Source organism: Streptomyces sp. NPDC007157, assembly GCF_040634235.1.
Lineage (GTDB): Bacteria > Actinomycetota > Actinomycetes > Streptomycetales > Streptomycetaceae > Streptomyces.
The window spans coordinates 135,664-157,383 of the sequence record NZ_JBEYFE010000017.1 but is presented as its reverse complement, the minus strand read 5'-3'; the positions used below and the strand labels follow the sequence as shown (position 1 = coordinate 157,383).

Annotated in this window: 16 protein-coding genes and 1 pseudogene; 11 read left to right on the top strand and 6 right to left on the bottom strand. The window is 70.1% G+C overall.

Annotation, left to right across the window (positions count from 1 at the left end; translation table 11 throughout):
* The 4 genes from ABZ642_RS28685 to ABZ642_RS28670 all read left to right on the top strand — a co-directional run bounded on the left by ABZ642_RS28685 (position 1) and on the right by ABZ642_RS28670 (position 6,379).
* On the top strand, positions 1-939 hold the full coding sequence (locus ABZ642_RS28685; RefSeq protein ID WP_360489320.1) for a lysylphosphatidylglycerol synthase domain-containing protein: 939 nt from the start codon (positions 1-3) through the stop codon (positions 937-939).
* Between the two features lie 240 nt (positions 940-1,179).
* The gene (locus ABZ642_RS28680; protein WP_360489319.1) at positions 1,180-2,016 is read left to right on the top strand and encodes a hypothetical protein; all 837 of its coding nucleotides are present in this window, start codon (positions 1,180-1,182) and stop codon (positions 2,014-2,016) included.
* A 477-nt stretch (positions 2,017-2,493) separates the two neighbouring features.
* Positions 2,494-3,699, top strand: coding sequence for a hypothetical protein (locus tag ABZ642_RS28675; RefSeq protein ID WP_360489318.1), 1,206 nt, complete (start codon positions 2,494-2,496; stop codon positions 3,697-3,699).
* Between the two features lie 277 nt (positions 3,700-3,976).
* On the top strand, positions 3,977-6,379 hold the full coding sequence (locus tag ABZ642_RS28670; RefSeq protein ID WP_360489317.1) for a transglycosylase domain-containing protein: 2,403 nt from the start codon (positions 3,977-3,979) through the stop codon (positions 6,377-6,379).
* 299 nt (positions 6,380-6,678) lie between these two features.
* On the opposite strand, the gene ABZ642_RS28665 is transcribed toward ABZ642_RS28670, so the two are convergent.
* Both ABZ642_RS28665 and ABZ642_RS28660 read right to left on the bottom strand, forming a co-directional pair.
* Positions 6,679-8,235 carry a HAMP domain-containing sensor histidine kinase gene (locus tag ABZ642_RS28665; RefSeq protein ID WP_360489316.1) on the bottom strand — a complete coding sequence of 519 codons (1,557 nt, stop codon included), beginning with the start codon at positions 8,233-8,235 and terminating at the stop codon, positions 6,679-6,681.
* Positions 8,232-8,993 carry a response regulator transcription factor gene (locus ABZ642_RS28660; protein ID WP_360489315.1) on the bottom strand — a complete coding sequence of 254 codons (762 nt, stop codon included), beginning with the start codon at positions 8,991-8,993 and terminating at the stop codon, positions 8,232-8,234. The genes ABZ642_RS28665 and ABZ642_RS28660 overlap by 4 nt, the downstream gene beginning before the upstream one ends.
* A 499-nt stretch (positions 8,994-9,492) precedes the next feature.
* Between ABZ642_RS28660 and ABZ642_RS28655 the strand changes: the two genes are divergently transcribed.
* From ABZ642_RS28655 to ABZ642_RS28640, 4 genes are read left to right on the top strand one after another with little or no spacing between them, the layout of a single operon-like run.
* The gene (locus tag ABZ642_RS28655; protein ID WP_360489314.1) at positions 9,493-11,070 is read left to right on the top strand and encodes an IucA/IucC family protein; all 1,578 of its coding nucleotides are present in this window, start codon (positions 9,493-9,495) and stop codon (positions 11,068-11,070) included.
* Between the two features lie 37 nt (positions 11,071-11,107).
* Positions 11,108-12,820, top strand: coding sequence for an IucA/IucC family protein (locus ABZ642_RS28650; protein ID WP_360489313.1), 1,713 nt, complete (start codon positions 11,108-11,110; stop codon positions 12,818-12,820).
* A complete protein-coding gene (locus ABZ642_RS28645; RefSeq protein ID WP_360489312.1) occupies positions 12,817-14,028 on the top strand; it encodes a type III PLP-dependent enzyme in 1,212 nt (403 codons plus the stop codon). The genes ABZ642_RS28650 and ABZ642_RS28645 overlap by 4 nt, the downstream gene beginning before the upstream one ends.
* Positions 14,025-15,335 carry an MFS transporter gene (locus ABZ642_RS28640; protein WP_360489311.1) on the top strand — a complete coding sequence of 437 codons (1,311 nt, stop codon included), beginning with the start codon at positions 14,025-14,027 and terminating at the stop codon, positions 15,333-15,335. The genes ABZ642_RS28645 and ABZ642_RS28640 overlap by 4 nt, the downstream gene beginning before the upstream one ends.
* 306 nt (positions 15,336-15,641) lie before the next feature.
* Here the strand turns inward: ABZ642_RS28640 and ABZ642_RS28635 are convergent, their stop codons facing one another.
* From ABZ642_RS28635 to ABZ642_RS28620, 4 genes are all read right to left on the bottom strand, one after another.
* Complete coding sequence (locus ABZ642_RS28635; protein ID WP_360489310.1) at positions 15,642-16,055, bottom strand: hypothetical protein; 414 nt, start codon at positions 16,053-16,055, stop codon at positions 15,642-15,644.
* A gap of 119 nt (positions 16,056-16,174) precedes the next feature.
* Entirely contained in the window at positions 16,175-17,398 is a 1,224-nt protein-coding gene (locus tag ABZ642_RS28630; RefSeq protein WP_360489309.1) for an MFS transporter, read from the bottom strand.
* A 283-nt stretch (positions 17,399-17,681) separates the two neighbouring features.
* A complete protein-coding gene (locus tag ABZ642_RS28625) occupies positions 17,682-19,145 on the bottom strand; it encodes an aldehyde dehydrogenase family protein (protein ID WP_360489308.1) in 1,464 nt (487 codons plus the stop codon).
* 107 nt (positions 19,146-19,252) lie between these two features.
* Positions 19,253-19,861 (bottom strand): TIGR03086 family metal-binding protein, encoded by a 609-nt coding sequence (locus tag ABZ642_RS28620; RefSeq protein ID WP_360489307.1) that lies wholly within the window; start codon positions 19,859-19,861, stop codon positions 19,253-19,255.
* Between the two features lie 140 nt (positions 19,862-20,001).
* On the opposite strand from ABZ642_RS28620, the gene ABZ642_RS28615 reads away from it, so the two are divergent.
* The 3 genes and pseudogenes from ABZ642_RS28615 to ABZ642_RS28605 form a co-directional block, all read left to right on the top strand.
* Positions 20,002-20,406 carry a helix-turn-helix domain-containing protein gene (locus ABZ642_RS28615; RefSeq protein WP_360489306.1) on the top strand — a complete coding sequence of 135 codons (405 nt, stop codon included), beginning with the start codon at positions 20,002-20,004 and terminating at the stop codon, positions 20,404-20,406.
* A gap of 99 nt (positions 20,407-20,505) precedes the next feature.
* Positions 20,506-20,661, top strand: coding sequence for a hypothetical protein (locus ABZ642_RS28610; protein WP_360489305.1), 156 nt, complete (start codon positions 20,506-20,508; stop codon positions 20,659-20,661).
* Between the two features lie 234 nt (positions 20,662-20,895).
* Positions 20,896-21,386, top strand: a pseudogene (locus tag ABZ642_RS28605) (aldo/keto reductase); the annotation flags it as partial.
* Positions 21,387-21,720: the final 334 nt, after the last annotated feature.

The following is a 21,720-nucleotide window of genomic DNA, read 5'->3' as shown; positions in this document are numbered from 1 at the left end:
GTGACCGCGGCCGAGAGCTTGTCGATCACCATGGGCCGGCGCCTGTACGTCCAGTTGGGAATCACCCTGGTGGTGCTGGCCGCCGTCGGAGGGATGGTCGCCGCGCACCGGGCCACGTTGGCCAGCGGCACCGACCGGCTGATCGCGGCCGACGGAGAGTGGCTGGTGCTCGCCTGCCTCGCCGCGGTGGGCACCTGGGTGTGCGCGGCCGTCGCACAGCAGGGGGCGGTGGTCGAACCGCTGCCCAAGGGGCGGCTGGTGGCGGCACAGTTCGCGGCCGGCGCGGCCAACCACCTTCTTCCGGCGGGGGCCGGAGCGGCAGTGGTCAACCTGCGGTTCCTGACCCGGTGCGGATTGTCGGCCCGGCGCTCGGCGACCGCCCTGGCGGTGAAGGCGGCCGTCGGCGGGATCGTCCGGTGCGTGCTGGGGGTGGTCCTCTTGGCCGCCTCGCCCGGTACGGTCCCTCTCGCCGTGCGGGTTCCGCAGGTGCTGGTCCTGTTGCCGGTGGCGGCCGGAGCCGTCGCCCTGGCGGTCGCGGTCAGCGGCCGCCTCAGACGAGGGCTGGGCCGGGCCTTCGCCGACGTGCGGGACGTGCACCGGTGCCGGGGACGGGCCTGTGCGCTGTGGGGCGGGTCGGTCGCGTTCGCTCTGCTGCACGCCGGGGTGGTTCTCGCCGTGGTCCACGCGATCGGCCTCGGCCTTCCCGCGAGCCGTGTGGTCGTGGCCTACCTGGTCGCCAGCGGCGCGGCGGCGCTGCTGCCCACGCCGGGCGGACTGGGGTCGCTGGACGCCGCGCTCGCCCTGGCGCTCACGGCGGTCGGCGCGCCGGGGCCGGCGGCGGTCTCGGCCGTACTCGGCTACCGCCTGCTGACCGGGTGGCTGCCGATGGTCCCCGGGCTGCTGGTCCTGGCGCTGCTGGCCCGCCGCTCGGCCGTGTGAACCGACCGGACGCCTCGCCTTCCTCCTGGCCGCCAGGCCCACGGCCCCGGCGCGCCGACAGCGCGTCAGTCCCGCGGATCAGCCGGTACCCGTGCCCCCGCAACGTACTGATCCGGGGCGGGCGACCAGCACGGTCAGGCTGAACGGCTTGACCAGGTAGTCAACGGCCGGGCCCGCAGGCCATACAAGTCCGCCCGTAGTCAGGATGCGTTCAGGTGCCCGATGGCAGGCTCGGGCCGTGTGACCCACGAAGCGTCCGAAAGTCAGGTGGTTCCGGAGGCCGGTCAAGCCCCCGATTCCCGGGACCGACCGGGTAGGAGCAAGGTGCCAGAGGTCACCGTCTCCTTCTGGATGATCAAGGTGCTGTGCACGACGGTCGGCGAGACCGCGGCGGACCTGCTCAACAAGAAGGCGGGTCTCGGGCTGACCGGTGTGTCGGTGCTGATGAGCGCCCTGCTGGCCGTGGTCCTGGTGATCCAGTTCCGCTCCGGCGCCTACCGGCCGGGCGTGTACTGGTCGGCGGTGGCGCTGATCAGCGTCGTCACCACGCTGGCGAGCGACGACCTCACCGACATCATGGGCGTGCCGCCGGAGGCGAGCACCACGGTCTTCGCGCTACTCCTCGCGGTCGTGTTCGTCGTCTGGTACCGGCGCGAGAGGATCCTGTCCGTCCGCCACATCGACACCACCAGTCGGGAGTCCTTCTACTGGTCGGCCGTCCTGTCCACCTTCGCCCTGGGCACCACGGCCGGTGATCTGGTGTCCGAGCGGATCGACCTGGGCTACTGGCTGTCCGCCGTCCTCTACGCGGTGGTCATCGCCGCGGTGGCGCTCGCGCACTTCGCACTGGACCTGGACGGGCTGTGGAGTTTCTGGATCGCCTATGTCCTGACCCGCCCGCTGGGCGCTTCGACCGGTGACTACCTCTCCCGGCCCATCGGCGACGGCGGTCTGGGCCTGGGCACCGTCGTGACCAGCGCTCTGTTCCTGGCGGTCATCTTCGGACTGGTCGTCCACCTCTCCGTCACCCGCAGGGATGCCGCCGAACCGGAGCGCGTATCGGGACACCTGGCCTGAGCCGCCGGCCATCTCCGAGTGGGGCGAGTGATACACACGGTGACGGTCAGGATGTGTTCAGGTTCCAACTGGCACCGTCGCGCACTATGACCGACGAAACGTCTGATGATCCCGTGGCTCCGGAGACGTGCATCCGCCGGCGAAACCAGGAGCGAGCCGGGGGAAGTACCGAGAGAGCCGCCGTGGCGGAGCTTCCGGGATTCCGGCGAATCTCGCCGGCTGGTGCGCGCGGGGTGGCTGCCACGGCACCGAGCCCTCTGTCTCACGCCCCCGGCGGCGCGGCCTGAACAGGCCTGACGGGCAATCGAAGTCATACCGCGGCCTTGCGAATCCCGGACTGCGCCTGGCCCTGCATTTCTTGACAATTACCGTTCCGCAGACACGAGGGATGTCCCTCCGTGCTGCCACTCGTTCCTTGCGAGGGTTTACATGACAACTGCGACGACGCCCGAGAGCCTTCGGTCGCCTGCCAGGCAGATGTTGAACAAGGTTCCCGAGGTCACGATCTGGTTCTGGATCATCAAGATCCTGTGCACCACGGTCGGTGAGAGTTTCGCCGACTGGATCAACATGAACCTCGGCGTCGGCCTGATCAACACGGCATTGATCTTCACCGTGGTTCTGGCAGGAGTCATGGGCTGGCAACTCACCACCAAACGCTACATCCCGTTCGTGTACTGGCTCACCGTCGTGGTGGTGAGTGTGACCGGCACCCTCTACACCGACATCCTCACCGACAGCCAGGGCGTTCCCCTCGCGGTGAGCAGCAGCGTCTTCGCCGGCCTCCTGGCCGTGGTCTTCGGGATCTGGTACGCCCGCGAGCGGACCCTGTCGGTCCACACCATCACCACCCGTCCCCGTGAACTCTTCTACTGGCTCGCGGTTCTGGTCACTTTCGCCCTCGGCACCGCGACCGGCGACTGGACCCTGGAGCTGACCGGCTGGACCGCCGGTGTGTCCGTGTTCCTGCCTCTCGGGTTGATCGCCGCGATCGTTCTCGGATGGCGTCTCGGCGCCAACGCGGTGCTCTCCTTCTGGCTGGCCTACATCCTCACCCGTCCGCTCGGTGCCAACCTCGGTGACTGGCTCGGCTCGCCCAGCGGCGACGGCGGCCTGGGCCTCGGTACGGCGATCACCAGCGTGATCTTCCTGGGTGCGATCCTCGCCACGGTCGTGTACCTCACGATCAGCCGCAGCGACATCATCGAGACCGACGAACTCGCTCAGACCCCGCGAGCGGCGAACCCGGCGCGTGAGCGGATCATGCTCGGTTACTACGCCGTCGTGGCGGTCGCGACTGCGGCGCTTCTCGTCTGGGCACACCACCAGCCCCACGCGGCCGTGGCCAGTGAGGACGACGCCCCCGCACCGGTGACCGCCCACCTCACCCCGAAGCAGGCGACGTCGCCGTTCCCGCCGGCCGAGATCGCGAAGTTCCGCGCCATCGCGGCTGACACCCTGGCGAAGCTCAACGCGGGCGACCAGTCGGCCGCGACCACTCGCGTGACCGACCTCGAGACCGCCTGGGACGACGACCAGTCCACCCTCGAGCCCAAGAGCGGGCAGTCCTGGCACTTCCTCGACGGCGAAATCGACCAGGTCCTGACCGCACTGCGGGCCTCGAGCCCCGACAAGGCCACCGAGGTCAAGGCGCTCAACACCCTTCTCGTCTCACTCGGTTGACCAGCCACCATGACGGCTTGCCCCGACGCGTCCCCGGCGCCGGGGCAGCCGACGTTTCTGGTGGGGGGGCGGTTGCCCGTGTTTTGCGAGTGCGATTTACTCTTACGACTTGTAGGAGTTGCCGGGAGGGCGCGGCCGCGTCCTGGTCAGGCCCCATCAGGTCCCGGCGGACGGTCTCGCGGCGATGGCGGGGCCGTGTCCTTGGCTGAGGAGTAGCGAAATGAGTGAACACCGGCGGCAATCGTCGGGGAGGTCCATACCGTCAGGATCTGACGGTGTGCCGGGTGGCGGCCGGGCCGCGGCGCGGCGGGCCGCCCAGGCCCGGAACGGGCATGGCCGCCGTGCGGGGGGCACACGGCGTGCTGACACCGGACGTTCCGGGCGGCGCCGCCTGATCGACTACCCGCGGGCGGACAGACGCGGCCTCCGGCGATGGCTGCCCTCGTGGAAGCTGACGACCGGCACCTTCCTGCTGTTCATCGGCGGTCTGCTGGGCCTGTTCGGCTATGCCTACGCCACGACGACGATCCCCGGGGCGAACCCCAGTACCCAAGCACAGAGCAACACCTACTACTGGTCGGACGGCTCGGTGATGGCCACCCAGGGATCGACCAACCGGCAGAACGTCGATCTCGCGCAGGTCCCGAAACTGGTCCAGTGGGACTTCCTTGCCGCGGAGAACGCGACCTTCTACTCCGATCCCGGCGTCGACACGCAGGGCATGCTCCGTGCCGTCTACCACATGGCCACGGGCGGTGAGGTGCAGTCGGGGTCCACCATCACCCAGCAGTTCGTGAAGAACACCTACCTCAGCCAGGACCAGTCGGTCACCCGCAAGCTCAGGGAGATCATGATCTCCCTGAAGATCGGTGGCCAGTTGTCCAAGCGGCAGATCCTGCAGGGCTATCTCAACAGCTGCTACTACGGCCGGGACGCCTACGGCATCGAGGCCGCGTCCCGCACCTACTACCACGTGCACGCCTTCCAGCTGACCGTCAGTCAGGGCGCCTTCATCGCCGCCACGGTCAACGAGCCGAGTCTGCTGATGCACGCCGACACCGACCCGCGGGCCAAGGCCCAGGCCGAAGCGCGTTGGAAGTACGTGCTGGACCGCATGGCCAAGATCCACAAGATCACCGACGGTCAGGAACAGCGGTACCTCGCCGCCGGGTTCCCCACGCCCCGGCCCTACACGCCCTCGGCGGGGATGTCCGGGCAGACGGGCTACCTGGTGCAGACCGCGTCGAAGTATGCCGAAGCCCACGCCTCCCTCACGGACCAGCAGTTGGGCCGTGGCGGGTACCAGATCTACACGACCTTCGACAAGAAGAAGGTCAACGCGCTGTCGGCGTCCGTCACGGCGATGGAGCACGGGCACCTCGACCCGCGGCACCGCTCCGCCGACAAGGACGTCCAGGTCGGAGCGGCGTCGATCAGTCCGTCGACCGGCGCGATCGTGGCGCTGTACGGCGGGGCCGGCTGGAACAAGGGGCACTGGACGGACAACGCGGACGCGACCGGTGTGCCGGTCGGCTCCACCTTCAAACCCATCGACCTGGCCGCCGCCCTCGACCACGGCGCGGTCCTCTCCCCGGGGCAGTCCGCCTCACCGATCACCCCGGCCTCGAAGTTCGACGGCGACGACGGCATCACCATCAAGAACCAGCAGGGCCGGGAGCTGTCGGACTCGAACGACCCCACGGGGCTCCTGCACCAGCGTAACGACGTATCCACGAAGTGGGGTTACATCACCCTGCGCAAGGCGATGGAGCAGTCGGTCAACACCCCCTACGTCCAGCTCGGCGAGTACGTCGGGTACGACACCGTGGAGGGCGAGGCCCTGAAGGCGGGGCTCCTGCGCTCCAGCCTGCAGTACGACACACCGGGCTTCTACATAGGTACCTCCACACCGTCGGCGATCCGTATGGCAGACGCGTACGCCACCTTCGACGACAGCGGGATCCAGCACGAGCCGTACTCCGTGACCAAGGTCGTCGCCGACGGCCGGCAGCTGCCCGGCTTCGGCAGACCCAAGGGCACCACGGCCATGCCCGCCTCGACCGCCGACACCGTCACCGACGTCCTGCGAGACGTGGTCAGGACCGGCACCGGTACCAACGCCCAGGCCCTGGGCCGCCCGGCGGCGGGCAAGACCGGTACGACCGACGACTACAAGTCCGCCTGGTTCATCGGCTACACCCCCCAACTGACCACGGCTGTCAGCATGTTCAAGGAGGACCCGAAGAACGCCGGCCTGCGATCCATGCAGGGCGTCGGCGGCTACGCCAAGGTCTTCGGCGCCGACATGCCCACCGAGGTGTGGACCGGGTACATGTCCGCGGCCCTCCAGGGACAACCCGTCCTGCAGTTCCCGACCGCGCCCCAACTGGGCCAGAGCACGGACGAATACGGCGCACCCTCGCCCACACCCTCCGCCACCGCGCCCCAGAGCACGCCCGCGGCGACCCCGACCCCGTCGGCCACCCCGAACCCCACCACCGCACCGTGTCACGGGAACGGGCGGCACTGCGTCAGCCCGAGCCCGACCGATACCGCCACCGGCGGTACGACCACCGGCACCGGCGGCGGGCTGCTCGGCGGCACGACCGGCGGAAACACCTCACCCTCACCGACGACGACCGGCTCACCGGCCCCGGCCCGGACCCGCGGAGGGCCTTGAGCCGCGTCCACGGTGGCCGGTGGGCTGCCCCCGTCGGCGTGTCGCGGCGACGGGCCTCGGCGTCCGGGCAGGGCTGCCGGATCCCTTCGGTCACGGGCCGTGCGGCGTCTTTCTCCGCACGCTCCCTGCCGAGTGAGCCTGCGGCTGCCGACCGAATCCACCGCCGCGACAGAGCCGAGCACGTCGGAGCCGACCGCGGCCGACTGCCGGTGCCCCACCCACGGGCGCTTCGGCCGGATCCCTGTGCTGGAGCCGGCCCGGCGGTGCGTCCGCCCGGCCGCCTCAGGTCGGAGCAGTGTTCACTCGCTCCGCCCGCTTCTCCACCACCCGCCGGCCTCTGAGAATGGGCGACGGCCCGCCGGGTCCACCGCGGCCACAGCCGTTGACACCACTCCGTGGGTGCCGTGGTGCCTCGGGCGTCCCCCGGAGCCGTCCGCGGGGGCGCCCAGGCGCTCCTGGTGAGTGTGCTGCTCGGCGAGCCGGAGGCGGACCACGGCGTCCAGCCCACCGCCGGTGGCCGGCTCCAGCGTGACTTCACCACCTCCGGCGCGGGTGAGCTGCCGGACCATCGGCAGGCCCAGGCCGGTGCCGTCGTGGTCGGCATCGGGGGCTCTCCAGAACCGGTCGAACGCTCGGTGCCGTTCGGCCTCGGTCATACCGGCCCCCTGGTCGATCACATGCAGCTCGACCAGGGGCGGAGTACGGCCGCCGTCCCCCGGGGCGGTGACGACGGCCAGCGTGATCGTGGTTCCCGGTGGGGACGCGCGCAGCGCGTTGGAGAGGAGATTGTCGATGATCTGGTCCAGGGCTCCCGGGACCGCCCACACCCGCGCGGCTGTGGCTCCGGAGACGACGATGCCCACGTGTTGTTCGTCGGCGAAGGCCGTCCAGACGGCCGCGCGTTCGGCGACGACAGCGTCCAGATCGACCGCCTCGGGCCGGGTCGCGGAGTTCTCCAGCCTGGCGAGTGCCAGCAACCCCTGCACCATACGGCTGAGCCGCTCCATCTCCGCCAGCGCCGTGTCCAGGCTGTCCTGGGCGCAGGGGGCCAGGTGCGGCTCGAAGTTCTCCAGGCGCAGCCGCAGTGCGGTGAGCGGGGTGCGCAGCTGGTGGGACACCTCGGAGGCGAACGCCTGCTGTGCCTGCAACACGTGCTGCAGCCGGGTCACGGTCGTCGTGAACGACACGGCCAGCCGCCGTAGTTCCGGCGGACCGTGGTCGGTGGCGGGTGGATCGGTGAGCCGGCCCTCGGCGAGTTGCGCCGTGGCGTGTTCCAGAGCCCTCACCGGGCGGGTGATCGAGCGGGCGAGCACGAAGCCGATCAGGGCGACGGTGGCCAGCACACCCAGCCCGACAGCGGCCAGCGCCAGCCAGGTCGCATGGACCTTCGCCTTGAGCGGGTCCAGTCGGTACACGGTCCGCACCACGCAGGGGACGGCGGTGCCGGAGCCGCCGGGCACGGTGACGAAGAGGACGTCGCCGTGTGCGGAAGGGTCGTTCCGGGTGCCGACGACGGGGTTGTCGCGCAGCGCGCCTGAGATGTCCGGCTCCGTGGACAGGTCCCTGCCGACCTGGCCCCGGGAGGTGTCGGTGAGGACGACCCCTCTCCGGTCGGCGACGAGCACGCGGCTGCCGGTTCGCCGCCCGTAGGCGCGGGCCAGGGCGGGGAGATCGGCCGCCAGACCGTGCTCCATCCGCTCCTCGCAGATCGCGGCCAGCGTCATCGCCCCCTGCTGCGCCGTACGGGAGAAGCGGGACAGCTCGCTGCGGGCGTAGAAGACGCCGAACGGCACTTCGAGCGCGAGCAGGACGAGCAGTATGAGGCTCAGATGACTGAGCAGGATACGACGGGTCACCGGGGCCCTCCGTCATACACCGCCGGTGTGGCGGACGCGGCGTCGGCCACGGGCGGCGACACCAGGCGGAAACCGATCCCGCGGATGTTCTCGATCCAGGCGGAGTCACCGAGTTTGCGGCGCAGCGCGGCGATATGGACATCGAGGGTCTTGGTGGGGCCGAAGTAGTTCGGCTCCCACGCGGTGTCGAGGATCTGCCGGCGTGAGCAGACGGCCCCGGGATCTTCCGCGAGGCAGGTGAGCAGGTCGAACTCCTTGGGGGCCAGGGCGATCGGCGACTCGTTCAGACGCACCTGCCGGGTGCGGCGGTCGATGGCCAGCGGGCCGATCCGCTGGACGTGCGCCATCCCGGACCGGGCCGGATCCGTCGACGGCTGCCGTCCGTCGTGGCCCGTCTCCGGCCCCGTGAGGCGGGTGCGTCGGGTGACGGCGCGGATACGGGCGACGAGTTCCCGTACGCCGAACGGTTTCGAGACGTAGTCGTCCGCGCCCAGCTCCAGGCCGAGGACCCGGTCCACTTCGTCGTCCCTGGCAGTGATCATGATGATCGGCACCGCCGAACGGGCCCGGAGCGCACGGCAGACGTCGATGCCGTCCATGTCGGGGAGCCCCAGGTCCAGCAGGACCATGGCAGCCTCGGGTGCGGCGAGGCCGTCGGTGCCGCTTCGGGCGTGTTCCACCGTGAACCCGAAACGGTGCAGCCCCTCCATCAGCGGACCGGCCACCCGGTCGTCGTCCTCGATCAGCAATACACGCATGCCGGAAGGCTCACAGACTTCTGGCGGAGCGCGTGGCGCAAACGCCGGAACCTCCCCCGAGCCGGTGATTCCCGTGATCGCGGGCGACCGGGTTCACCACGTACGGCGTAGCCGCTGAACGACGTCGCGCCGGCGACATCCAGGACATCGCCGGCCCGATCAAGCAGAGACCCAGGACCGTCGAACAGCGACGGACACCGGCTCTGGTCCTGGTCGGGCAAGTCATCGCAGGAGCAGTCGAGTTGAAACCCGTGCGCCGACTCGGCCGAGCAGACCGCAATCGAAAACTGATACAGCGTCAGTCCATCCGGGTTAAGCCGTCCGGTACGTCATCGGCTGGAGACGGGCACATCCCGGCACCTCCTCGTACGATTCCGGGATACCCGCTGTATTTGCTCTGGCAATGTGCTTGATCGTCGTCCCGTAGCGTCGGTCGCACGTCCGGTGCCGCTCATCGAGCACCGCGTGACCAGCCCTCCCCGAGCACCCGGGACACCTCATGCCCATCGAAGAATTGCGCCGTATCCGGCCGGACCTGGTGGATTCGTTCAAAGCCGCGCTCCCCGGAGCCCGGGCCACCGTGCTCGGCCGTCTGTGGGGCGCGTTCTCACGAGAACCCGTGCCCGGTGTGACCGGGCATCGCCAGACCTCCGACAGCCACGTGGTCGATCTGCGACGGGGCGGCTCACTGTCGGCGGACCGGTCCTGCGCGCGGCCGTTCGCCGAGGTACCCGCGGACTTCACCGTGTCCGGACCCGAGGGGACGATCAGCGGGCCGGCCGAACTCCTGGCCCAGCTCGGGCTGCGCACCCCCGCGGCGGAACGACTGGCGACCGAACTCGACAACAGCGTGGTCAACCTGGCCCTGGCCAGGGCCGCGAACGCACACCACCCGACAGCCCCGCCGAACGACTCGACGGACGCCGAGCAGGCGGTCACCGAGGGCCACCCACAGCATCCCTGCTGCCGGACGCGGACGGGCATGTCGGTCGCCGAGGTCCTCGCCTACGCTCCCGAGCACCGCCCGGTCGTCCGGTTGGCGCTGCTGCGGGTCCCGGCCGAACGCTGGCAGGGAGCAGGCACCTGGCCACGGCAACTGCTCGACGGCGACACGATCCTGGTCCCGCTGCATCCCTGGCAGCGCGACCACGTGCTGACGCGCCATCCCGACCTGGCCGTCGCGGAGGAGACGATCCCGGCCCGGCCGTTGCTGTCCTTGCGCACCCTGGTGCCGCTGGGCGTCCTGCCCGGCTGTCACATCAAGACCGCGCTCGACGTGCAGGTCACCAACTACCGGCGCACCATCTCCCCGGCCGAGGTCGCCGACGGACCGGCGCTGTCCGATCTGGTCTCGGCCGTCCTGGACAAGTCCGGGTACGGCAACAGCCTGCGCGTTCTGCGTGAGCTGGGCGGCGGCGCGGTGCGGGTGGACGGGCAGCCCTCGGCGAGCCTGGCGGCGATGATCCGGGAGTCGACCGAGCGCTGCCTCGACCCCGGCGAGATCGCGGTGCCCCTCACCGCCGTCCACGCGACAGGGGCCACCCTGATCTCAGGAGATCCGGTGCGCTGGCTCGCGGACTTCGCCGGACTCGTCCTGCCGCCCGCGCTGACCCTGCTGTCCATGGGCGTGGCGCTTGAGGCCCACGGCCAGAACACCCTGGTCGTGCTGCGCGACGGGCGGCCGGTACGGGTGCTCTACCGGGACCTCGACGGCGTACGGGTGAGCCCACGGCGCCTGGCCCGGTGCGGCTTCACGCCGCCGCCGCTGCTCGGCACCCGCGCGGGCGACGACACGGACGCGCTGCACACCAAACTGTTCGGCGGCCTGGTCAGCGGCGTCTTCAGCGAGCTGGTCGACGTCCTCACCCGGACGCGCGAGGCCGATCCCCGGGCGCTGTGGGGTGTGGTGGCCGAAGCGGGCCGCCAGGTGTATGCCGGCCTGCCGGACCACGAGGACGCCGCGGCCTTCTTCGGCGACACGATGCCGCTGAAGGCGACCGTCGCCATGCGCCTCTCCGGGAACCCGGGCAAGGCGCAGTGGACGTACCTGCCCAACCCGCTGGCCCCGCGCCGCTGACATCTCCCACCGAACGTCGTCCCCCTGGAGCGACCGTATGACCACCGGTACTGCCCCCCACACCAGGTCCGCCACCGCCACCGCCACCGGGCCGGCCGGCGAACCTGTCCGGACGGCCGACGCCGTCACCGCCCACACCCTGCTCAACTGCCTGATCCGCGAGGTCTCCGCCCCCGAACACCAGGTGACCGTCGCCGACGGCCACCTCCTGCTACGTCTGCCACGCCGGGACCTCCTGCTCCGCTGCCGACTGCGACGGACCTCGCTGATCGGAGCCCACCGTTTCCGGGACCCGGTGCAGCGGCTCGCCGACGGCACCTGGGTGACCGTGGGCTGGAGGGAGCTGGCCGGTTTCATCGAGGACGAACTGGAACTGCGCACAGGGGTCGCCAACGAGGAGTTCGTGAGCCAGGTGGCGGACAGCAGGGAGACGATCCGCACGGCGCTGGAGGAGCGGGCCGCCGCCGCGCCGCATGCCGACCTCTATGTGGCGTCCGAGCAGTCCCTGGTGTTCGGCCATCGCTTCCACCCGACCCCCAAGGCCCGCACCGGCGACCCGGCGGACTGGCTGGCGTACGGCCCGGAGACCGGAGCGCGCTTCCGCCTGCGCTACCTGGCGGTGCGCCGCCATCTCGTACGAGAAGAAGGCGAGTTGGACGGAGTGGACGCGCTGCATCCGGCGGCCGACCCGGAGTTCGCGATGCTGCCGGTGCATCCCTGGCAGTACCTGCTGCTCCAGGGCGACGCCCGGCTGCGTGAGGCCATGGCCGCCGGTGATGTCGTCGACACCGGACTGAGCGGGCCGGAGCTGGTGCCGACCGCATCGGTGCGCACCCTCTACCACCCGGACAGCGACGTCTTCCTGAAGTTCAGCCTGAACGTCCGCCTCACCAACTGCGTGCGCAAACACGCGCGGTACGAACTGGCCGGCGCCGTCGCTCTCAACCGGCTGCTCCAGCCCCTCTTCGCCGGCCTGTCCGGGCGCTTCCCGGGCTGCGCGCTCCTGGCCGAGCCCGGCTACCGCACCCTGGACACCGGGGGCGACCCGGACCTCCTGGAGGGGCTCGGCGTCATCGTCCGCTCCGGCCTGCGCCACCACCTTCTCCCCGGGGTGACACCCCTGCTCGCCGCTGCCGTGGCGGACGAGTACCCCACCGGCCCGGCCCACGTCTCCCACCTGCTCGCGCGCGGCGACGGATCCATCCTGGCCTGGTGGGACACCTATCTACGGCTGCTGCTGCCACCGGTGCTGGCCGCCTACTTCGAGCACGGCGTCGTACTGGAACCCCACCTGCAGAACGTCGTCGTCGGCGTGCACGCGGACGGCACACCGGCGCAGATGTTCTTCCGCGACCTTGAGGGAACCAAGCTCCTGCCCGCACACCACCGGCACGCCCTCGCCGAACTCCCGGACGATGTCCGGGAATCCCTCGCCTACGATGCCGAACGCGGCTGGAACCGGGTCGCCTACTGCCTCCTGGTCAACCACACCGCCGAAGTGCTGGGCGCCCTGGCCGACCTCGATCCGACGCTGGAACCCGCCCTCTGGGGCCTGGTCCGCGACCACCTCGCCGGCTACGCCCGCACCGCCGGCGAACCGCCACGCCTGCGTGCCCTGCTGTCCGGCGTGCCGCTGCCCGCGAAGGCCAATCTCCTCCTGCGCTGGGCCCGCAAGGCCGACCGGCACGCCACCTACGTCCCGCTGCCCAGCCCGCTCGGCGCGGACTTCCCCCGCGAGGCGATCCGGTGAGGCCCGCCCTCCTCGACCTCGTCGGCACGATGACCGACGACGATCTGCCCGCCTACCTCTACGACCTGCCGGGCCTGCGCGAGCACGTGCGGGCGATCCGGTCCGCGCTGCCGGAACGTGTCGAGCTGCTGTACGCCGCCAAGGCCAACTCCGACCCCCGGATCCTGCGGGCGCTGGCCGGACACGTCGACGGGTTCGAGGTGGCCTCCGGCGGTGAGCTCAGCCACGTCCGCTCACTCGTCCCCGGCGCACCGATCGCCTTCGGAGGCCCAGGCAAGACGGAGACCGAGCTGACCTGCGCGCTGAACTCCGGAGTGGAGCGCCTGCACATCGAGAGCGAACACGAACTGCGCCTGCTCACCACCGTGCTGGGCGACGGACTCGCCGAGATCCTGCTCCGCGTCAACCCGCCCGTCGGCCTCGGCGAGGTCGCCCTGGCCATGGGCGGGCGCCCCGGCCCCTTCGGCATGGACCCCGCACAACTGGACCACTGTCTGGAGGTGATCGCGTCCGACCCGCGCGTCCGACTGCACGGCCTCCACTTCCACCTCGCCAGCGGACTCCGGGCCCGGGCCCAACTGGCCCTCGTCGACAAGATCCTGACCTGGGCCCAAGACTGGGCTCACGGACGCGGGGTCGACCTGGCCGAGGTCAACGTCGGAGGCGGAATGGGCGTCGACTACTCGGCTCCGCACAAGGTCTTCGACTGGCCCGCGTTCGGTGCGGGCCTACGCCCCCTCCTGGCCCGCCACCCTCACCTCACCCTGCGCGTCGAACCCGGCCGCTCGATCACCGCGTACTGCGGCTGGTACGTCACCCAGGTCCTGGACATCAAGTTCAGCCGCGGGCAGGCGTTCGCGGTGCTGCGCGGAGGCACCCACCATCTGCGCACCCCGGCCGCGAAACAGCACGACCAGCCCTTCGAGGTGATCCCCGACGACGAATGGCTCCCGTCCTGGAACCGTCCGGAAGCCCGGGACGAGCCGGTGACACTGGTCGGACAGCTGTGCACGCCCAAGGACGTCCTGGCACGTGCCGTCATGGTGGACCGACTGCGTGTCGGCGACCGAGTCGCCTTCGCCATGGCCGGCGCCTACGCCTGGAACATCTCCCACCACGACTTCCTCATGCATCCCCACCCGACCTTCCATCACGTCGAGGATGTCGAGGTGTCCGTCCCGGGCCGTCACGCCCATCAGACGTCATGAGCGGAGTGCCGGCCACCCTCACCGTCCGGAACCTCCGCCGCTACCTGCTCGCACAGCTGACCTCGAACGTCGGCACCTGGATGCAGCGCGCCGCCCAGGACCTGCTCGTCCTCCACCTCACCGGCAACAGCGGCAGTGCGGTGGGCATCGTCACGGCACTGCAGTTCCTGCCCCAGACCCTGTTCGGACTGACCGGAGGCGTCCTCGCGGACCGGTTCCCCAAGCGGCGGCTGCTGCTCCTGACACAGTCCGCGATGGCAGCGCAGTCGCTCCTGCTCGGGCTGTTGACCGTCACCGGGGCAGTGAACCTGCTGTCCGTCTACGCGCTGGCCTTCGCCCTCGGCACCGCCACCGCCGTGGACAGCCCCGCCCGCCACGCGTACATCTCCGAGCTGGTCACCCGCGAGCGCCTGGCGACCGCGGTCAGCCTGAACTCCGCCCAGTTCAACGCGGCCCGCGTCCTCGGCCCCGCTCTCGCGGGCCTGACCGTCGCCGCCTTCGGCACAGGTCCTGTGTTCCTCGCGAACGCCGTGTCGTACCTGGCCGTCCTCTACGGCCTGGTCACCATCCGTACAGTCGAGCTGAGCCACCCCAGCCACTCCCCACCCGGGCGCCCCCGGCTGTCCGACGCCTTCCGATGCATCGCAACCACCCCGGAACTGCTCCTGCCGCTCTGCGTCATCGCCTTCGTCGGCACCTTCGGCCTCAACTTCCAGGTCACCATCTCGCTCGTGGCAATCACCGTCTTCCATTCAGGCGCCGCGGCCTTCGGCTGCCTCTTCGCCGCCTACGCCTCGGGCAGCCTCATCAGCGCGCTCCACGGGGCGAGGCGCGGGAAGCCGCCCACGCTGCGACGACTGATCGTCGCCACGGTCGTCTTCGGGACACTGGAAGCCGCACTGGGCCTGATGCCGGACTACGGCACGTTCATGGCCTTGCTGATCCCCACCGGCTTCGCCGCGGTGACCGTGACCACCACCGCCAACACGCTGACCCAGCTTCACTCCGAGCCACGTCTGCGAGGCCGAGTCCTTGCCGTCTACTTCCTGGTCCTCCTCGGCGGCACTCCTCTCGGCGCCCCGCTGGCCGGCCTGGCGTCGGACGCCCTCGGCGCCCGCGCCGGCCTCATCCTGGCCGGTGTCGTCTCGGCATCCTCCGCGCTCGTCCTGTCCGCCGTGATCACAGCGCGAACCCGACGACGACTCACCCGGATCACGGCACCTGAGTCCGCCCCCGGTTCACCCCACACCAACGACTCAGGCGTCCCTGTATCCGCTCCAGCAAGGCGCCGGACATCCGATCAGTGATCCTTCCGGGCCGGGACAGGCCCGGCTGAAAGGCCCGCCTCGGCGACCCGGGCGAGGAGCGACCCCGCCTTCGGGCTCGCATCGTTCATCGTGCCGGCACACGAGTTCCTCGGCCGGTGGGGTCCTCGTCGGAGGCGGTCCAGGTGGGTAGCAGACCTGTGGCGTGGTCGCCCTGTGTCGCGGCGAGGGTGGGCTGGAGGCCGTAGACCCATTCAAGGGAGCGGGTCCAGGGGCGGCCGGAATAGATGCCGGGGCCGTCGATGAGGTGGTCCCAAGAGTTGTCCCGTAACCCCACGAGGCTGAGGGTCAAGCTGTGTCGGGGTCGGCGCCGATGGCACCGGCCGAGCGAAGCGAACGCCCGAGGTCACCGGTGAGGATGCGGGGGTGTCGCCACCACCACCACAGGTCGGGGCCGGGCAGCCTGTGGAACTGGTCGAGTGCTTGGCCGTCGTCATCGACGGTCGCGGCCTTGTACCGGTCGTCCAGAGCTTTGATCTGCGGGGTCCAGAGCTGAACGACGTGTTCGTCCAACAGGAGCCACGCCTCGTGCAGCCAGTTTCGGCAGTAGAGGTCGTTGATGTACTCGTAGATGTCGTCGCCGTAGCCGCGCTCGATGACGCTCACCAGGGCGGCCCACGCGTTCACCCTTTCAGCGACGGTGAACGCCGTCCGCCAGCCGCGCTGGTGCAACAGCTCGCCCACCTCGGTTTCAGTAGCCACGGGCGTGAGGCTCTCACGCCGAATCCGCGCGGGCGACCGAGACATGTCCCGCCGGAGGCTGCGGGCCCGGAGCATGACCAAGGTGAGGCGATCCCGCAGTGGCTGGTGTGATCACGGCGTCAAAGCCCTCCTGGACAGCCCCGTTCAGTGGACGCGGGCGAGGTTGCCGGTTGGGCCTGCGTCGCGGGATGTGGGGTGTGGCGGCGGATGACGGCGTGGGCCCGCTCCGCGGTGGCGAGGGAGGCAAGGATGAGCACGGCGCCGATGGGGCCGAGCCAGTGTGCGCCGGTCCATGCGATTCCGGCCTGGCCGACCAGTGGTGCGAGGGAGACACCCACGTACAGGGTGGCGGAGTTGAGGCCGGTGAGCATGGGCGCCGAGGCGGGCATGACGCTGATGAGGCGGTGCGCCTGCGGGGTGAAGAAGCCCCATCCGCACAGGCCCCATACAACCAGGGCGATGACGGTGGTGGACAGTTGGGCGCTGGACCAGGGCAGCAGGGCGAAGTCCACCGCGAGTACGGCGACCGTGATGTTGATGATGCGACGGTCGCCGAGCCGGTCCACGAGATGGCCCGCGCCCAGGGTGCCGGTGGTGGAGGCCACGCCCCAGGCGAACAGCAGGACGGCCAGGGTGGTGCCACTGCCGCCCGTGGCGCGGTCCAGGCTTTCGGCGATGTAGGAGTAGACGGTGTAGAGACCGGTGAACAGCAGGAGGGTGGTCAGCAAGGTCAGGCCGATGCGGCGGTCGCCGAGTGGGGCCAGGCGGGCGCGTAGCGGGACCGGTGGGGGGCTGGGGACCTTGGGCATGAGCAGGGCTATGCCCGCCGCGGCCAGGAGGCCGAGGGTTGAGACGAAGAGCATGGTGGCGCGCCAGTCGCCGGTGAGGCTTCCGATCGCGGTGCCGATGGGGGCGCCGAGTGCGGTGGAGGCGCTGAGGCCCGCGGTGACGGTGGCGATGGCGCGGCCCCGGCGCTCCGGGGGAGCGATCGTGGCTGCGGCGGCGATCGCGGTGGGGGTGACCATGGCGCCGCCGAGCCCGGCCAGCGCCCGTGCGGCCAGGGCGACGCCGAAGTCGGGGACGAGGCCAGTGAGGAGGTTGCCTACGACGAAGATGCCGAGCCCGGTGAGGAACAGGGTGCGGCGCGACCAGCGCGCGGTGAAGGCCGCCATGACGGGGCCGAGGATGGCGTAGGTGAAGGCGTAGGCGCTGATCAGCCAGCCTGCGGTTCCTACGCTCACATCCAGGGAGTGCGCGGCCTCGGGCAGGATACCGGCGATGACGAAGCTGTCGGTGCCGATCGCGAACAGCGCGGCGGTCAGGACGAGGAGTGATCGGTACACGTCGGTGGGTCCTTCAGGAACGAGGCGAGGGGATCGGATCGCTGCGGTGGGGTACCAGAGCCGGGCGGTCCCGTCGACGGGCCACATGGGTAACGCCGGGGACATGTCGGCGTCTGCCGCAAGGGCGCCGGTGGTGACGGCCGTCCCGGGCAAGGTGCACGCGGTCCTGTGTGTGGGGCGTCGTGCCGGGCAGCGGTGGCCCGCATCCTCCTCCAGAGGAGGGGCGACGCCACCGCTGGTTCTGTTGTCCGTGCTGCCGCGGTCGGCGGCATGGCGGTCGGTGCTACTTCAGTCGCGCGGTGACCTCGGCGAGTGCGGAGGAGAGCAGTTCCTTGGTCTGGGCGAGCCCCTCCTCGCTGAAGGTCACGGACTGCACGGCGTAGGGGACGGGCAGTTGGGAGGTGGTGATGGCGCGCTTGTGGCTGAAGGTGTCGAATCCGGTCTTGCCGTGGTAGGCGCCCATGCCGCTCTGGCCGATGCCGCCGAAGGGGACGTCGGGCTGGAAGATCTGCACCGCGAAGTCGTTGCGGGCCATGCCGCCGCTGGCGGTACGGCGACGGAACTCGCGGAAGTCGGCACTGTCGTCGCCGTACCAGTACGCCGCCAGTGGCGACGGCCGGTCGTTGACGTAGGCGATGGCTTCCTTGATGTCGTCGTAGGGGAACACCACGATGACCGGCCCGAAGATCTCCTCCTGGGCGATCCGCATGTCGTCAGTCACGTTCAGCAGGATCGTCGGCGGGATGCGGCGCGTGGAGCGGTCCGCGACCGCGGCCCGGTCACCCTCGGGAACTCCCAGGACGGCCCGCGCGCCCTTCGTGACGGCGTCGTCGACCAGTTCGGTGATCCGGTCGAAGTTCTTCTCGTTGATCACGGAGGTCACGCCGGGGTTCGTGGCGTAGTCGGGGAAGAAGTCGACGAAGGCCTGCCGTGTCCGGTCCACGAACTCCTCCACGCTCGTGCGCGGTACGAAGACGTAGTCGGGGCCGAGGCAGAACTGGCCGCCGTTGGCCAGCCGTGAGCCGGCCAGTCGGACCGCTGCATCGGACAGGACCGCGTCGCGGCCCACCACGACCGGGTTCTTGCCTCCGAGCTCGAGGGTGACCGGGGTGAGGTTCTCGGCAGCCGCCTTCTGGACGAGCTTGCCGACACCGGGAGACCCGGTGAACATCAGGTGGTTGAACGGCAGGGCCGAGAACGCTGCGCTCAGCTCCACCCCACCCAGGACCACAGCCACCTCGGACGGGTCGAAGTACTTCGCGATCGCCCTGGCGAAGACCTCGCCGGTCCGGACGTCACCGTCCGAGAACTTGATCATGACGCGGTTGCCGGCTGCGATGGCCTCTGCGGCGGGGTGCACGACCAGGGTGATCGGGAAGTTCCACGGGCCGACCACACCCACGACACCGAGCGGGTCGACATCGACCGTTGTCGGCAGGAAGTCGTCCGGGTAGTCGATGGGCTGCATCCAGTCCTCGAGATTGGCCTGCAGGTGCTTGACCACGTGGATGCTCGTGGTGATCTCGGTCCCAAGGGTGTAGCCCACGGGCCGGTTACCGAAGTCGGCGCTCAGTGCCTCGGCCAGCTCGTCGGCGGACCCGAGGACCGCCGCGAGAAGCCGGTCGAGCCGGTTGCGCCGGACCTCCGCGGACGGCGGCCCCTCGTTGAGGAAGGCCTCCTGCTGAAGCTTCAGAAGGGCCTTCAGCTCGTCGACCGAAAGCTCTGCATTGGCGGGTACGCTTGTCATGTTCTTCTCCATTGTGTGTGCATTTCATGCGGTCTCGCGGCACAGGTCAGGTAGGGGTACCGCGAGACGTGATCGATGAGTTCCGGTGAAATCGGGAGGTCGCGCCGCTAGGCGGCGGGGCGGATCCATCGCGGGTCCCGTCCGGTCAGAGCCAGTGCCCGGTCGAACGCGGGCGCACCGGCGTCCTGTGGAACCTCGTCGGCGAGCAGCCCGAAGCCCCGCATGCGCGGTGCCTCACGCGTGAAGGTTTCCAGCGTCACGGCGGCCAGCGGCACCGGGACCGTAAGGGGCTGTCCGGTGGCCACCGCCGTGTCCCATGCGTGCACGGTGAACTCCGCGATGAGGATCTCGCCCAGTACCGCGGCAGGCATGGGCGGTCCGACGAGACTCGCCTCGCCTTTCCATGGCGCGGTGCCGGACCAGGCGTCGGCTGCGGGCTCCGCGGTCTTGCTGACCACTGCGGCCCAGTCGGGCTCCGGATGCCCGGCGAGGACCGGCACCGGGTCGGCCGTCAGCAGGCCAGGGTCCCACTCGGTCCGGCTCCCGGCACCCGTCGTCAGCAGGAGCATTCTGGCGACGTGGTTGACGAGGTCCCGAACGGTGAAGTCCGTACACGGCGTCGGATTGCGGTACTGGCCCACTCGCGCGCCATTGACGGCACTCACGGCCAGATCAATGCTCTGCGCCAGCTGTTCGGCCCTGTTCGGTGGTGTCATGCGGCTGCGTCCTTTCTTCTGGGGGTTCCCGGGCGGAATAGGGGAGGGTGGCCCCTCGAATCTCGACCTGGTTTCTAGAGTAGACCACACTCCTGAAAGAGTACATGTGTGCATCCGTGCCCTGGTGTAGGATGAGGCCTATGCCACAGGACCAGCCGCCAGTCATCGACACCTACCGGCCCATGGACATCCTTGACGCGGCCTGCCCGAGTCGTGATGTCTTCGTGGACCTGGCCGACAAGTGGGTGCTGCTCATGCTCGTGAGCCTGCGCGAACGCAACGTGCAGCGGTATTCCGAGCTGCAGCGGTCCGTCGGCGGGATCAGCCGCAAGATGCTGTCCCAGACCCTGCGCACCCTGGAACGCGACGGACTGCTCCTGCGGAGCGTGGACGCCAACGCCACCCCGCCACTGGTCCAGTACTCGCTCACCGATCTCGGCAAGGAGATCGCCGAGGAGACCCGGGTCCTGTGCGACTGGACCCAGAACCGCGCCCACCAAGTCCGCGCGGCCCGCAGCGCCTACGACGAGCGCACCACCGGCTGAGCCCACCCGTCACGGCAGGGAAGGGGGTGGCCGGTCCTGCGCCGGCGGACGGCTGCGGCATCCCGATCCGTCATCACCTTGACCGGCGCGGTGGCTCCGGTGCGTGCCTACATCGACGAGCTGCTGTCTGCTGGCCCCTATGGCACCGTCGACCCGGGCCGCGTCTTCGACCGCATCATCTGTCCGGAGGAGACGCCCGAGGGCTACCGGGCGATGGCCCGGCGTGAGGCACTGAAGGTCATGATCAAAATCTGACACGGACCCCCCGGGACAGGCGGACCGTAACGGCACGTCGTACGGCGCCGCGCCCGAGGCGCGACGGGCGTCGGCGTCCTGCCGCCTCGCCCCGGCACCGCGTGAGATGCGGCCACCGCGGAACCCGGCTGCTGGTCCTGCCGTAGGGGGAGGACAGGCGGGCCGCTCGTCCCGCGCGGAATGGGCAGCATCCCCTTTCCTCATGGAGCACAGTTCCTCATGGGGCACAGCGACATGACATCCCGACCTTCCCCCCTGGCCGACCACTCCGGAGTCTTCGGGCTCGGCGGCGATCTTCCCGTCAACCGCCTCGGCTATGGGGCCAAAGTGCTGACCGGCTCTGGGGTGTGGGCGCCCCAAGGGACCCGCAGGAGGTCGTAGGAGTGCTGCGCCGGACCGTCGAGGCGGGATCAACTTCATCGATACCGCCGACTCCTACGGCCCCTTCGCGAGCGAGGCGCTGATCCGCAAGGCTCTGCTACCACCCCTACCGGGCGGACCTGGTCATCGCCACCAAGGGCGGCCTGACCCGCTCCGACCGGGAGACTGGCGCCCTAGGGCGCCCTGAGTACCTGCGGCAGCAGACCGAACTGAGCCTGCGCCACATCGACGTGGAACGCATCGACCGCTACCTGCTTCATCGCATCGACCCGAAGGTGCCGCCGGCAGACGATCGCCGTGCCGAGGACGTCGTGGACTACACCGAGCGCGAGAACCTTGCCTTCGCCGCCGCACGTCTCCCTCTGACCGACACCGCTTTCGAAGTGCTCAGCCGGGCGGCCTGAGTTCGACACCATCGACGATGCGCCCTCGGCGGTCGGTGATGAGTCCGGAATCGGTCCACCCTGACTTCTTGCGCCGGCTCGCACGGCGCCCAGGGAGCAGTGTGACGCCCCATCGCGGGTGGGCGGACGCGCCACGACGGCGGCTCACCGCCAAGGACGGCCCCCAACACCCGGCCCCGCGCGCCCCTGGCCCCAGCGAGTCCCTGAAAGAGATATGCATCCCATACGGGGGGCGATTGCTGACGGGGTTATGATCTACATTAGAGACCATGCC

Bases quoted from the DNA above. Each gene is read 5' to 3' on its own strand.
- ABZ642_RS28675 (WP_360489318.1), top strand. From the start codon at position 2,494: ATGTTGAACAAGGTTCCCGAGGTCACGATCTGGTTCTGGATCATCAAG.
- ABZ642_RS28660 (WP_360489315.1), bottom strand. From the start codon at position 8,993: ATGCGTGTATTGCTGATCGAGGACGACGACCGGGTGGCCGGTCCGCTG.
- ABZ642_RS28655 (WP_360489314.1), top strand. From the start codon at position 9,493: ATGCCCATCGAAGAATTGCGCCGTATCCGGCCGGACCTGGTGGATTCG.
- ABZ642_RS28650 (WP_360489313.1), top strand. From the start codon at position 11,108: ATGACCACCGGTACTGCCCCCCACACCAGGTCCGCCACCGCCACCGCC.
- ABZ642_RS28640 (WP_360489311.1), top strand. From the start codon at position 14,025: ATGAGCGGAGTGCCGGCCACCCTCACCGTCCGGAACCTCCGCCGCTAC.
- ABZ642_RS28625 (WP_360489308.1), bottom strand. From the start codon at position 19,145: ATGACAAGCGTACCCGCCAATGCAGAGCTTTCGGTCGACGAGCTGAAG.
- ABZ642_RS28620 (WP_360489307.1), bottom strand. From the start codon at position 19,861: ATGACACCACCGAACAGGGCCGAACAGCTGGCGCAGAGCATTGATCTG.
- ABZ642_RS28615 (WP_360489306.1), top strand. From the start codon at position 20,002: ATGCCACAGGACCAGCCGCCAGTCATCGACACCTACCGGCCCATGGAC.